Origin of the sequence: Streptomyces sp. PsTaAH-124, assembly GCF_000373685.1 — a bacterium.
In the GTDB taxonomy this organism is placed as follows: Bacteria; Actinomycetota; Actinomycetes; order Streptomycetales; family Streptomycetaceae; genus Streptomyces; species Streptomyces andamanensis.
Window position 1 is genome coordinate 1 of the sequence record NZ_KB892163.1, and the last position, 12,762, is coordinate 12,762.

At 69.2% G+C, this 12,762-nt stretch carries 10 protein-coding genes and 1 tRNA gene; 3 read left to right on the forward strand and 8 right to left on the reverse strand.

Going from position 1 to position 12,762, the window contains the following annotated elements:
* The 3 genes from B086_RS0109610 to B086_RS0109620 all read left to right on the forward strand — a co-directional run.
* On the forward strand, positions 1–558 hold a 558-nt coding region (locus B086_RS0109610), incomplete at its 5' end, for a replication initiator (protein WP_018566203.1).
* Positions 555–743, forward strand: a complete 189-nt coding sequence (locus tag B086_RS0109615; protein WP_018566204.1) for a helix-turn-helix domain-containing protein — start codon at positions 555–557, stop codon at positions 741–743. The genes B086_RS0109610 and B086_RS0109615, both read left to right, overlap by 4 nt.
* Complete coding sequence (locus tag B086_RS0109620) at positions 743–1,900, forward strand: tyrosine-type recombinase/integrase (protein WP_018566205.1); 1,158 nt, start codon at positions 743–745, stop codon at positions 1,898–1,900. Before B086_RS0109615 ends, B086_RS0109620 begins: the two co-directional genes overlap by 1 nt.
* A gap of 55 nt (positions 1,901–1,955) precedes the next feature.
* On the opposite strand, the gene B086_RS0109625 is transcribed toward B086_RS0109620, so the two are convergent.
* The 8 genes from B086_RS0109625 to dnaN form a co-directional block, all read right to left on the reverse strand.
* Positions 1,956–2,032 (reverse strand) — tRNA-Ile (locus tag B086_RS0109625).
* Between the two features lie 134 nt (positions 2,033–2,166).
* Positions 2,167–2,907 (reverse strand): DUF3566 domain-containing protein, encoded by a 741-nt coding sequence (locus B086_RS0109630; protein ID WP_018566206.1) that lies wholly within the window; start codon positions 2,905–2,907, stop codon positions 2,167–2,169.
* Between the two features lie 18 nt (positions 2,908–2,925).
* A complete protein-coding gene (gyrA, locus tag B086_RS0109635; RefSeq protein WP_018566207.1) occupies positions 2,926–5,520 on the reverse strand; it encodes a DNA gyrase subunit A in 2,595 nt (864 codons plus the stop codon).
* Between the two features lie 42 nt (positions 5,521–5,562).
* A complete protein-coding gene (gene gyrB, locus B086_RS0109640) occupies positions 5,563–7,623 on the reverse strand; it encodes a DNA topoisomerase (ATP-hydrolyzing) subunit B (RefSeq protein WP_199790735.1) in 2,061 nt (686 codons plus the stop codon).
* Between the two features lie 494 nt (positions 7,624–8,117).
* Positions 8,118–8,702, reverse strand: coding sequence for a DUF721 domain-containing protein (locus B086_RS0109645; RefSeq protein WP_018566209.1), 585 nt, complete (start codon positions 8,700–8,702; stop codon positions 8,118–8,120).
* Positions 8,699–9,820, reverse strand: a complete 1,122-nt coding sequence (gene recF / locus B086_RS0109650) for a DNA replication/repair protein RecF (protein ID WP_018566210.1) — start codon at positions 9,818–9,820, stop codon at positions 8,699–8,701. Before recF ends, B086_RS0109645 begins: the two co-directional genes overlap by 4 nt.
* 108 nt (positions 9,821–9,928) lie before the next feature.
* Positions 9,929–10,804: a phosphogluconate dehydrogenase (NAD(+)-dependent, decarboxylating) gene (gene gnd / locus B086_RS0109655; RefSeq protein ID WP_018566211.1), complete on the reverse strand. Its 876-nt coding sequence runs from the start codon at positions 10,802–10,804 to the stop codon at positions 9,929–9,931.
* A 145-nt stretch (positions 10,805–10,949) separates the two neighbouring features.
* Complete coding sequence (dnaN, locus tag B086_RS0109660; protein ID WP_018566212.1) at positions 10,950–12,080, reverse strand: DNA polymerase III subunit beta; 1,131 nt, start codon at positions 12,078–12,080, stop codon at positions 10,950–10,952.
* Positions 12,081–12,762: the final 682 nt, after the last annotated feature.

A 12,762-nucleotide genomic window follows, 5' to 3' on the forward strand; every position in this document is an offset into this window, starting at 1 on the left:
TGGGGCTCCCAGGTGGACGTGCAGCCGATCGGCAGCCTGCAGGGTGTCGAACTGACCGACACGGCGGTCGCCTCCTACGTCGCCAAATACGCCACCAAAGCCGCCGAAGCCACCGAGACAGTGGACCGCCGGATCGGGGAGCTGGCCGAACTCGACCGCCTGCCACTGCCCCCGCACACCCGCCGCCTGATCGANGCNTGCCACNCCCTGGACGACGCCTACCCCGACCGGCTGCTGTGGCGCTGGGCCCACATGCTCGGCTTCCGCGGCCACTTCATGACCAAGTCCCGCGCCTACTCCACCACCCTCAGCGAACGCCGCCAGGTACGCGCCGACTACCGCGCCCGCCAGGAACGCCACGAACGCGGACTCCCCGAAGACCCCGACGACCCGGACGGCTCCACCCTCGTCCTCGCCCACTGGACCTACGCCGGACAAGGCCACACCCCCGGCGAATCCTGGCTCGCCGCCACCATCGCCCAAGAGATCCGGGCCAACCGCGACACCGCCCGCGAAGAACTACCCGCCCTGCTCGACCTGGAAGGAGCCGCTTCATGACCACTGCCATGCCCGAGCTACTGACCGTTCCCGAGGTCATGGAACGGCTCAAGGTCGGCCGCACCAAGGTCTACGACCTGATCCGCACGCGTCGGCTGGTGTCCATCAAGGTCGACGGCTGCCGCCGCATCCCCACGGACGCGGTGCGCGCCTTCATCACGGGACAGATGGGAGAGGCTGCCTGATGGCCAAGCGACGGCCCAACGGCGGGGGCACCATCGCCAAGCGCAAGGACGGTCGCTATCAGGGCGCCGCGTACGTCACCGACACGGACGGCAACCGTGTCCGGAAGTACGTCTACGGCGCGACCTGGGACGAGGCCAACGAGAAGCTCGGCAAGCTCCAGGAGCAGGAGCGGAACGGCATTCCGGTGCCCTCTCGGGCCTGGACGCTCGGTGAGTGGCTGGCCTACTGGCTGGAGCACATCGTCAAGCCGGAACGGGAGCACAACACCTACGTCAAGTACGAGTCCAAGATCAGGCTGTACCTGCTGCCGCGCCTGGCCAAGAAGCCGTTGACCAAGCTCACGCCAGCGCAGATCCGCACGTTCATGGCCGCACTGAAACGTGAGGAAGTTGGGGCTGCCACCCGTTTCGAGGTGCTGCGGGTGCTGCGCAACGCTCTGAACCGGGCCATCCGTGAGGAGATCCTGACGCGCAACGTCGCCCTCCTGGTGGACATGCCCAAGGTGAGCAAGGACAAGGGCAAGGCATGGACCGCGCGTGAGGCTGTCGCCTTCCTCCGGGCGTCCCGCGCTCACCGTCTCTACGCGGCGTGCGTCCTGGTCCTCGTGCTGGGGCTCCGTCGCAGTGAGGTCCTAGGCCTGCGCTGGCAGGACATCGACTTCGAGGCTCGCCACTGCACCCCGGTCAAGCAGGTGCAGCGTGTCAAGGGCGCCGGGCTGGTCCTCAAGGACCTCAAGACCGAGTCCTCACAGGCCGTGCTTCCCCTCCCCGAGTTCTGCGCCCGCGCCTTGGAGGAGCGGCGGGAGCTGCAAGAGCTGGAACGAAAGATCGCCGGTGAGCACTGGTCGCAGGAGCCGGATCATGACTTGATCTTCTCCTCGGAGCGCGGCGGCATGATCGACCCGGTGGGCTTCTCGCGGACCTTCGACCGCCTCGTGAAGCGCGCCGGCGTCCGCCGCATCACGGTCCGGCTCGCCCGGCACACCTGCGGCACCCTGCTCGCCTTCCTGAAGGTGCACCCCAAGGTTGCCCAGGCGATCCTCCGGCACAGCCAGATCAGTATGACCATGGACGTCTACACCCACGTGGTGGGCGACGACGAGCGCGAAGCGGTCGCACTCCTCGCAGAACTTCTGGAAGACCCGCTCATCGGCTGATGTCAGCCGTGGATGTCAAAGACCCCCAACCGGTACCGGCTGGGGGTCTTCGTGCTGGTGGGGCTAACAGGATTTGAACCTGTGGCCTCATCCTTATCAGGGATGCGCTCTAACCAACTGAGCTATAGCCCCGCCGCGCTCTGCGGTGTATGTCCCGCGCGCTGACCCCTGAAGATTAGCGCACGACGGGGGCAGTCCCAAAATCGGTGGGAGGACGGGCTACGGCGGCCCACGAGGGGCCGCCGGAGATCGCTACGGACGACGCCTCACTCGTCCTCGGCCAGCGTCAGTTCGATGCCGCCGACGAAGCCCGCCGAGAGGTTGTAGATGAAGGCGCCGAGGGTCGCCAGCGCCGTCGCCAGGACGACGTCGATGACCGCGATGATCGCCGCGAACATCAGGACGTGCGGCAGGGAGAGGAAGGACTGGAGGTCGAAGCCGTTCGACTCGGTGGAGCCGGTCGCCTCCGAGATGGTCCCGCCGACCGTCGAGAAGACGCCCATCGCGTTCATGACCATCCACAGCACGGCGGAGGCCACGACGGTGCAGATGCCCAGCGCGATGGAGAGCAGGAAGCTGACCTTCATCACCGACCACGGGTCGGCCTTGGCCACCCGCAGCCGCGCCTTGCGGGTGCGCGGGGTGGTCCTGGCGCCGGTGCGCGGCCTGCGCACGGTGCCGGACCGGTCCGCGCCGGCCGCCGGGTAGGCCTGGGGCGGGTGGTACGGGCCGCCGTGCTGCTGCGGCTGCCGCTCCCCGGGCAGCGGGGAGGCCGCAGCGTGCTGCTGGGCCTCCCCGGGCTGACCCTGCGTCTGCGGGCCTCTGGTGTCCGTCACCGTTCCCCCCTGGGATCCGTGCGTGGGAGAGTGCGAGTCGGTCGCGGGCGACTTGATCGCGTTCAGGTTGGTGGTGTGCGAGTCCGTCGCACGCGCGGCGGAGCCACGGCCGCCGCCCGATTCCGTACCAGTGGAGGTACCGGACGATCCGGCGCCCGTGGCTCCGCTCACGATGACTCACTCCTCGTGCTACTCGGCCGAGGGCGCCTCACCCTCGTCCGTGCCGGTGGTCGCGGCACCCTCGACGGCCTCGTCCACGGCCACGTCGCCGTCGACTTCCTCCGCCTCGCGTCCCGCCTCGGCGTTACGTGCGATACCGACGACGGCATCGCGCTTGCCCAGGTTGATCAGTTGGACGCCCATGGTGTCACGGCCCGTCTCCCTGACCTCGCTGACTCGCGTGCGAATCACTCCGCCCGAGAGTGTGATGGCGAGGATCTCGTCGCTCTCCTCGACCACCAGCGCGCCCACGAGCGAACCGCGGTCCTCCACGATCTTGGCGGCCTTGATGCCGAGGCCGCCGCGGCCCTGGACGCGGTACTCGTCGACCCGGGTCCGCTTGGCGTACCCGCCGTCGGTGGCAGTGAACACGAACGTACCGGCTCGCACCACATTCATCGACAGCAGTTCGTCGCTCTCGCGGAAGCTCATGCCCTTCACACCCGAGGTGGCACGGCCCATGGGCCGCAGGGTGTCGTCCGAGGCGGTGAACCTGATCGACTGCGCCTTCCTGCTGATGAGCAGCAGGTCGTCGTCGGCCGAGACCAGCTCGGCGCCGATCAGCTCGTCGTCGGCGCCGTCCTGGCCCTCGCGCAGGTTGATCGCGATGACGCCGCCCGAGCGAGGCGAATCGTAATCCTTCAGAGGCGTCTTCTTGACCAGTCCGGCCTTGGTGGCGAGCACCAGGTAGGGGGCCGCCTCGTAGTCGCGGATCGCCAGGATCTCGGCGATGGCCTCGTCCGGCTGGAAGGCCAGCAGGTTCGCCACGTGCTGGCCGCGCGCGTCCCGCCCGGCGTCCGGCAGCTCGTACGCCTTCGCCCGGTACACCCGGCCCTTGTTCGTGAAGAACAGCAGCCAGTGGTGCGTGGTGGAGACGAAGAAGTGGTCGACGATGTCGTCTTCCTTGAGCTTCGCGCCGCGCACGCCCTTGCCGCCGCGCTTCTGGGCGCGGTAGTCGTCGGTCTTGGTCCGCTTGATGTAGCCGCCGCGGGTGACCGTGACGACGATGTCCTCCTCGGCGATCAGGTCCTCGATGGACATGTCGCCCTCGTACGGGATGAGCTTGGTCTTGCGGTCGTCGCCGTACTTCTCGACGATCGCGGCCAGCTCCTCGCTGACGATGCCGCGCTGGCGGACCGGGGAGGCCAGGATCGCGTTGTACTCGGTGATCTTCGCCTGGAGCTCGTCGTGCTCCTGGACGATCTTCTGGCGCTCCAGGGCGGCCAGCCGGCGCAGCTGCATCTCCAGGATGGCGTTGGCCTGGATCTCGTCGATATCCAGCAGGCCCATCAGGCCCTCGCGCGCCACGTCCACGGTCGCGCTGCGCCGGATGAGGGCGATGACCTCGTCGATGGCGTCCAGGGCCTTCAGCAGGCCGCGCAGGATGTGCGCGCGCTCCTCGGCCTTGCGCAGCCGGAAGCGGGTCCTGCGGACGATGACCTCGATCTGGTGCGTCACCCAGTGGCGGATGAACGCGTCCAGCGAGAGGGTGCGCGGCACGCCGTCGACCAGGGCCAGCATGTTGGCGCCGAAGTTGGTCTGGAGGTCGGTGTGCTTGTAGAGGTTGTTCAGGACGACCTTGGCGACCGCGTCCCGCTTGAGGACGATGACCAGGCGCTGGCCCGTGCGCGAGCTGGTCTCGTCGCGGACGTCCGCGATGCCGCCGATCTTGCCGTCCTTCACCAGGTCGGCGATCTTCTGCGCGAGGTTGTCCGGGTTGGTCTGGTACGGCAGCTCGGTGACGACCAGGCACTGCCGGTTCTGGATCTCCTCGACCTCGACGACCGCGCGCATGGTGATGGAGCCGCGGCCGGTGCGGTACGCCTCCTCGATGCCCTTGCGGCCGACGACCAGCGCGCCGGTCGGGAAGTCGGGGCCCTTGATGCGCTCGATGAGCGCGTCGAGCAGCTCCTCGTGCGAGGCGTCCGGGTTCTCCAGGCACCACTGGGCACCGGCGGCGACCTCGCGCAGGTTGTGCGGCGGGATGTTGGTCGCCATGCCGACCGCGATGCCGGCCGAGCCGTTGATCAGCAGGTTCGGGAAGCGGGCGGGCAGGACGGTCGGCTCCTGGGAGCGGCCGTCGTAGTTGTCCGTGAAGTCGACGGTCTCCTCGTCGATGTCGCGGACCATCTCCATCGACAGCGGCGCCATCTTGCACTCGGTGTAGCGCATGGCCGCCGCCGGGTCGTTGCCCGGCGAGCCGAAGTTGCCGTTGGAGTCCACCAGCGGCATCCGCATCGCCCACGGCTGCGCCAGGCGGACCAGCGCGTCGTAGATCGAGGAGTCGCCGTGCGGGTGGTAGTTGCCCATGACGTCGCCGACGACGCGGGCGCACTTGTAGAAGCCGCGCTCGGGGCGGTAGCCGCCGTCGTACATGGCGTACAGCACACGCCGGTGGACGGGCTTGAGACCGTCCCGGACGTCGGGCAGCGCACGCGAGACGATGACGGACATCGCGTAGTCGAGGTACGAGCGCTGCATCTCCGTCTCGAGCCCGACGGGCTCGATGCGCATGGCGATGTCGCCGCCCTCTTCAGGGGTGACTGGAGTGTTCTCGTCGGCCATTGCTGGTGAGGATCCTTCCTGGTGCGGTCAGCTGAGACCGACTCAGATGTCGAGGAAGCGGACGTCCTTGGCATTGCGCTGGATGAACTGGCGGCGGGCCTCGACGTCCTCGCCCATCAGGACCGAGAACAGGTCGTCGGCCTGGGCGGCGTCGTCGAGGGTGACCTGGCCGAGCACACGGTGCTCCTGGTCCATGGTGGTCACACGCAGTTCCTCGGCGTTCATCTCGCCGAGGCCCTTGAAGCGCTGGATCGAGTCCTCGCGCACCCGCTTGCCGCGCTGGCGGCCCATCTCCAGGAGCGCGTCGCGCTCGCGGTCGGAGTAGGCGTACTCGACGTCCTCCCGGCCCCACTTGATCTTGTACAGCGGGGGGCGGGACAGGAACACATGGCCGGCCTCGACCAGCGGCCGCATGAAGCGGAACAGGAAGGTCAGCAGCAGGGTGTTGATGTGCTGGCCGTCGACGTCGGCGTCCGCCATCAGGATGATCTTGTGATAGCGGAGCTTCTCGATGTCGAAGTCCTCGTGCACACCCGTGCCGAACGCGGAGATCAGCGCCTGGATCTCCTGGTTCTGGAGGATCTTGTCGATCCGCGCCTTCTCGACGTTGAGGATCTTGCCGCGGATGGGCAGGATCGCCTGGTACTCCGGGTTGCGGCCGGACTTGGCCGAGCCGCCGGCGGAGTCGCCCTCGACGATGAAGATCTCGCACTTGGTGGGGTCGTTCGACTGGCAGTCCGAGAGCTTGCCCGGCAGCGAGGCGGACTCCAGCAGGCCCTTGCGGCGGGTGAGGTCGCGGGCCTTGCGGGCCGCCACGCGCGCGGTGGCCGCCTGGATGCCCTTGCGGATGATGTCCGCCGCCTCGACCGGGTTGCGGTCCAGCCAGTCGTTCAGGTGTTCGTAGACGGCGCGCTGGACGAAGGTCTTCGCCTCGGTGTTGCCCAGCTTGGTCTTCGTCTGGCCCTCGAACTGCGGCTCGCTCAGCTTGACCGAGATGATCGCGGTCAGGCCCTCGCGGATGTCGTCGCCCGTGAGGTTGTCGTCCTTGTCGCGCAGCAGCTTCTTGTCGCGCGCGTACTTGTTGATCAGGCTGGTGAGGGCCGCCCGGAAGCCCTCCTCGTGCGTACCGCCCTCATGCGTGTGGATGATGTTGGCGAACGAGTACACACCCTCGCTGTAGCCGCCGTTCCACTGCATGGCGACTTCCAGGGACAGGCTCTTGTCCCGGTCCTCGGCCTCCAGGTCGATGATCGTGGGGTGCACCACCTCTCCCTTGCGGGAGTTGAGGTACTTCACGAAGTCGACGATGCCGCCCTCGTAGTGGTACGTGACGGACTTGACCTCGTCCTTCTGGTCCGCGCCCGCCTCGTCCGCGCCGGTGGTGGCCTTGGCCGACTCGCGCTCGTCGGTCAGCCGGATCGTCAGGCCCTTGTTGAGGAAGGCCATCTCCTGGAAGCGCCGCGACAGCGTCTCGAAGGAGTACTCGGTGGTCTCGAAGATGTCCGGGTCGGCCCAGAAGGTGACCGAGGTGCCGGTCTCCTCGGTCTCCTCGTGCCGGTCCAGGGGGGCGGTGGGGACGCCCATCTTGTATTCCTGGGTCCAGCGGTGCCCGTCGGTCCTGACCTCGACGGAGACCTTGGACGACAGGGCGTTCACCACGGAGACGCCGACGCCGTGCAGACCGCCGGAGACCGCGTAGCCGCCCCCGCCGAACTTGCCGCCCGCGTGCAGCACGGTGAGCACGACCTCCAGGGCGGGCTTGCCCTCGGAGGGGACGATGCCCACCGGGATACCGCGGCCGTTGTCCACGACGCGGACCCCGCCGTCGGGCAGGATCGTCACGTCGATGGTGTCCGCGTGCCCGGCCAGCGCCTCGTCGACCGAGTTGTCGACGACCTCGTACACGAGGTGGTGCAGACCGCGCTCACCGGTGGAGCCGATGTACATACCGGGTCGCTTGCGGACCGCGTCCAGACCCTCCAGGACGGTGATGGCGCTGGCGTCGTACGAGGCCGTGGCCTCACTGTGCAAAGAGGCGGCCGACGGCTGGGCGTCGGCGTCGGTGGACGGGATGTTCTCGTTGGGGTTGCCGGAATCGGCCACGAAGCGCCCTTTCTGGCACAGCACGAGCCGGGCTCCTGGGGGTGCCCCCTTTGGGGGAGGGTCGCCGGAGCGGCTGCGGCATGTTGCGTTGGTAAGCCTTTGATCAGCGTTGCTCAGCTTTTCCCGGACGGTCCCCACGGTCGGGGCGGGATCTGCTCCCAGTCTACCGGTAGCGCCGACACTGATGGGGGTTTGCCGGTACCTGAGTCCGCATGTGGCGCCCTGAACCGGCCTTCGCCGGGTCCCGATATGCGGAAGGGGGCCCCAAGAGGCTCACAGCGGCACTCAGCGCTTCCGGATGTCAACCCTTCGCTACTCCGGGGTCAGGTCAGGATTCGCAAGCGCGTGCGGTTGCGCGACCAGGTGCTGCGACCGGTCCGCCGACAGCCCTCCGTGACCGCATGATGTGATCTCTGTCACCTTTTCGGGCGATGGTCCGCCGATCGCCCCACGGGCGCCGCATCACCCGCACCCCGACGTACAAAGAGGGCATTTCACCCGTAGGTGTCGCCGGGTCCCTTGCTGCCGGGCGCGCGCAGCGGACCGTAGCGCCGGGGCCCCGCACCGGGGCCGTGCACCTTGATCAGCCGGACCGCGCCGTGCCCGAGGTCCTCGTTGAGCCGGGCGACCAGGTTCGGCGCGAGCAGCCGCAGGTTCGTCGCCCAGGCCGTCGAGTCGCAGCGCACGGCCAGCACCCGCTCGTCCTCGTCGTACCGCTCCGGCACGCAGTGCTTGGCGACGTCCGCGCCCACGATCTGCGGCCAGCGGCCCATCACCCCGCCGACCGCGGCCGGGGTCTCCCAGCCGCGCTCGGTGATCAGCCGGTTGATGGCCGCCCCGAGCGCCATCGGGTCCCGGCCGTCGGCGCGGGCGCCCGAGCGCAGACCGCCGCCGCGCCGCGCCTGCTTCTTCTGCCGCGTCGCGTCCCCACGCGCGCGTGCCGCCTCCTTGGCCGCGCGCAGCGCCACGCGCGCGAGGTCGACGCCGGAGGGCTCGGGGGCCCGCCCGGACGCCTTGGGCGCCCGCGCCGCGTCGGCGGCCTTCCCGGCACCGGCCGCCGGATCGTTCCCGCCGCTCATACGCGCTCCACCGTCCCGTCCGACACGGTGAACCGCGTACCCGCCAGCACATGCGGTACGTCGTCGTCGACCGCCGCCGTCACCAGGACCTGCTCGCCGGGCGCGACCAGCTCGGCCAGCCGCTCGCGGCGCCGGGCGTCCAGCTCGGCGAAGACGTCGTCCAGGACCAGCACCGGCTCGTTGCCCTCGGCGCGCAGCAGGTCGTAGGAGGCCAGGCGCAGGGCAAGGGCGTAGGACCAGGACTCGCCGTGGGAGGCGTAGCCCTTGGCGGGCAGTTGCCCGAGCTTGAGCACCAGGTCGTCGCGGTGCGGGCCGGCCAGGGTGACGCCCCGCTCGATCTCCTGCTTGCGGACCTCGGCGAGCGCGGCCATGAGCTGCGCGAACAGGTCCTCGCGGGTGTGCGCGTCGCCGGGCGCCGACGGCTTGTACTCCAGGGCGACCGGCCCGCCGCCGGGAGCCAGCTGCTCGTACGCCTTGTCGGCCAGCGGCTGGAGGGTGGCGATCAGGTCGAGGCGCTGGGCCAGCAGTTCGGCGCCCGCGCGCGCGAGGTGCTGGTCCCACACGTCCAGCGTGGACAAGTCCATGGTGCGCCCGCCGTGGCGGCGGGCGAGCGCCGCGGACTTCAGCAGGGTATTGCGCTGCTTGAGAACGCGTTCGTAGTCGGAGCGGACGCCCGCCATCCGCGGGGAGCGGGCGGTGACCAGCTCGTCGAGGAAGCGGCGGCGCTCCCCGGGGTCGCCCTTGACCAGGGCGAGGTCCTCGGGCGCGAACAGCACCGTCCGCACGATGCCGAGCACGTCACGCGGTCTGACCTGCGAGGACCGGTTGATCCGGGCCCGGTTGGCGCGGCCGGGGTTCAGCTCCAGCTCCACCAGCTGCTGCCGCTCGCCCTGCCGGACCTGCGCACGGATCACCGCCCGCTCGGCGCCCATGCGGACGAGGGGGGCGTCGGAGGCGACCCGGTGGCTGCCGAGGGTGGCGAGGTAGCCGACCGCCTCGACGAGATTCGTCTTGCCCTGGCCGTTGGGACCGACGAAGGCGGTGACGCCCGGGTCCAGCGGGACCTCCGCCCGGGGGTACGAGCGGAAGTCGGCCAGCGACAGATGCGTGACGTGCATGGTCGTGCGCCGGCCTCCTCCAGCGGGTGGACCGCCGGACGGTCCCGTGTCGTACGGACCGTCCGGGGCCCGGGTCCTCGCGGTCCGCGGACCGCGACGTCCTTCGGACTACTTCTTCTCCACGGCGTGGCCGCCGAACTGGTTGCGCAGCGCGGCGATCATCTTCATCTGCGGCGAGTCGTCCTGGCGGGAGGCGAACCGGGCGAACAGCGAGGCCGTGATCGCGGGCAGCGGCACGGCGTTGTCGATGGCCGCCTCCACCGTCCAGCGCCCTTCACCGGAGTCCTGGGCGAAGCCGCGCAGCTTCTCCAGGTGCTCGTCGTCGTCCAGCGCGTTGACGGCGAGGTCGAGCAGCCAGGAGCGGATGACGGTGCCCTCCTGCCAGGACCGGAAGACCTCGCGGACGTTGTCCACGGAGTCGACCTTCTCCAGCAGCTCCCAGCCCTCGGCGTACGCCTGCATCATCGCGTACTCGATGCCGTTGTGGACCATCTTCGCGAAGTGGCCCGCGCCCACCCTGCCCGCGTGGACCGAGCCGAAGTCGCCCTCCGGCTTGAGCGCGTCGAAGACCGGCAGCACCCGGTCGACGTGCTCCTGGTCGCCGCCGTACATCAGCGCGTAGCCGTTCTCCAGGCCCCACACGCCGCCGGAGACGCCGCAGTCGACGAAGCCGATGCCCTTGGCGGCCAGCTGCTTCGCGTGCTTCTCGTCGTCCGTCCAGCGGGAGTTGCCGCCGTCCACGACCACGTCACCCGGTTCGAGCAGCTCGGCCAGCTCGTCGATGGTCGACTGGGTCGGGGCTCCGGCCGGGACCATCACCCAGACCACGCGCGGGCCGTCCAGCTTGTCCACAAGCTCTTGCAGGCTGTGGACGTCCGCGAGGTCGGGGTTGCGGTCGTATCCGAAGACGGTGTGGCCCGCGCGGCGTATCCGCTCGCGCATGTTGCCGCCCATCTTGCCGAGGCCGACGAGACCGAGCTCCATCAGTTGTGTCCTTAGGTGTCCGACGTGATGTGGGGGCACTTGAGTGCCCGGGTCCGAGCCTAGACCCGGACGCTCGGGCACATCCGTGGGCATACGCGCTCATACGTACGCGCGTACGCCCCACCGTCGGGCCCGGACAGGCCGCTCAGCCGCTCAGGCGGACCGGCATGATCAGGTACTTGTACGCCTCGTCCGCCTCGGCGTCCACGGCCGGCTTGCCGCTGAGCAGCGCGGGCTTGGTGGACGTGGTGAACGACAGCTGGGCGACCGGGGAGTCGATGGCGCTCAGGCCGTCCAGCAGGAACGTCGGGTTGAAGGCGATGGAGATGTCGTCGCCCTCCAGCTGGGCGTCGACCCTTTCCACAGCCTGTGCGTCGTCGCTGGAGCCGGCCTCCAGGATGAGCACGCCCTGCTCGAAGCTGAGCCGCACCGGGGTGTTGCGCTCGGCGACCAGGGCCACGCGCTTGACGGCCTCCACGAAGGGGGCGGTCTCGATGACGGCGACGCTGTTGAACTCGGTGGGGAACAGCGTGCGGTACTTCGGGAGGTCGCCTTCGAGCAGGCGGGTGGTCGTCCGGCGGCCCGCGCCCTCGAAGCCGATCAGGCCCTCGCCCGCACCCGAGCCCGAGAGCGCGAGGATGACGCTGTCGCCGCTGGTCAGCGCCTTGGCGGTGTCCTGGAGCGTCTTGGCGGGCACCAGGGCGACCGCGGAGACGTCCGGGTTCTCCGGCTTCCACAGGAACTCGCGGACCGCGAAGCGGTAGCGGTCGGTGGAGGCCAGGGTGACCGTGTCGCCCTCGATCTCGATGCGGACACCGGTGAGCACGGGCAGCGTGTCGTCGCGGCCGGCGGCGATGGCGACCTGCTGCACCGCGGAGGCGAAGACCTCGCCGGGGACCGTGCCGGTGGCGTTCGGCATCTGGGGCAGGGCCGGGTACTCCTCCACAGGCAGGGTGTGAAGGGTGAAGCGCGAGGAGCCGCAGACCACCGTCGCCCGTACACCGTCTGTGGAAATCTCCACCGGCCGGTTGGGGAGCGCGCGGGAGATGTCGGCGAGCAGCCGGCCGGAGACCAGGACGGTGCCCTCCTCCTCGACCTCGGCGTCCACCGAGACGCGCGCGGAGACCTCGTAGTCGAAGCTCGACAGGCTCAGCTGGCCGTCCTCCGCCTTCAGCAGCAGGCCGGCGAGAACAGGCGCCGGCGGACGGGCCGGGAGGCTGCGTGCCGCCCAGGCCACTGCCTCCGCGAGTACGTCGCGTTCCACCCGGATCTTCACCGTAAGCCGCCTCCTGCTGTTGCTACTGAGTCCTCCGACTCGGTGTCACCGCCCGCTGTGACGGGAGGAGCACCGGGGACCAGTCTGACGCACCGCACTGACAGTAGGTGCCGGTCGGGGTCAAGTCGCTCCGGGGGGCGGCCGGGCTCGAGAGCGCGAGTTGTGCACAGGACCCGCTTCGAAACGGATTCCGCTCTCTTACTGGTTGGGAGTAGTAGTAGGGGCTGTGGATACCGTGGATAACCACGTTTGCCCAGCTCAGCGCAGGAATTTTGTCCACTGCCCCTGTGGGTGGAGCCGGTGGACAACTCGGGGTCTCTGTGGAGAACAGAAAGTTCTGCACACCTAACCCACAGATCGAGGGCAGTTCTCCCCAGCTGCGTCCCCAGGTTTACCCACGTTTCCCACACCCCAATCCGGCACCTTGGTGTGACGGCTTTCACTCGACACGGTGACCAGGTGCGTCGCGTTGCCGAACAGTGGACAACCATGTGGAGAAGCAGCCGATCATTGGGGACAACCGGCCACAGCCTGTGGGTTGTCCGTGGACAACTTCACGCACAGCCTGTGGATCTCCGCTTCGTCCACAGCCTGTGGAGATCCTTCGTCCACGATTCCACAGGGGGCTGAGCTGGGCGGACGCCCGATCCGCGGCCTGCCTGTGGACGCCGTTCGGGACAAC

Bases quoted from the DNA above. Each gene is read 5' to 3' on its own strand.
- B086_RS0109615 (WP_018566204.1), top strand. From the start codon at position 555: ATGACCACTGCCATGCCCGAGCTACTGACCGTTCCCGAGGTCATGGAA.
- B086_RS0109620 (WP_018566205.1), top strand. From the start codon at position 743: ATGGCCAAGCGACGGCCCAACGGCGGGGGCACCATCGCCAAGCGCAAG.
- gyrA (WP_018566207.1), bottom strand. From the start codon at position 5,520: ATGGCCGACGAGAACACTCCAGTCACCCCTGAAGAGGGCGGCGACATC.
- B086_RS0109645 (WP_018566209.1), bottom strand. From the start codon at position 8,702: ATGAGCGGCGGGAACGATCCGGCGGCCGGTGCCGGGAAGGCCGCCGAC.
- recF (WP_018566210.1), bottom strand. From the start codon at position 9,820: ATGCACGTCACGCATCTGTCGCTGGCCGACTTCCGCTCGTACCCCCGG.
- gnd (WP_018566211.1), bottom strand. From the start codon at position 10,804: ATGGAGCTCGGTCTCGTCGGCCTCGGCAAGATGGGCGGCAACATGCGC.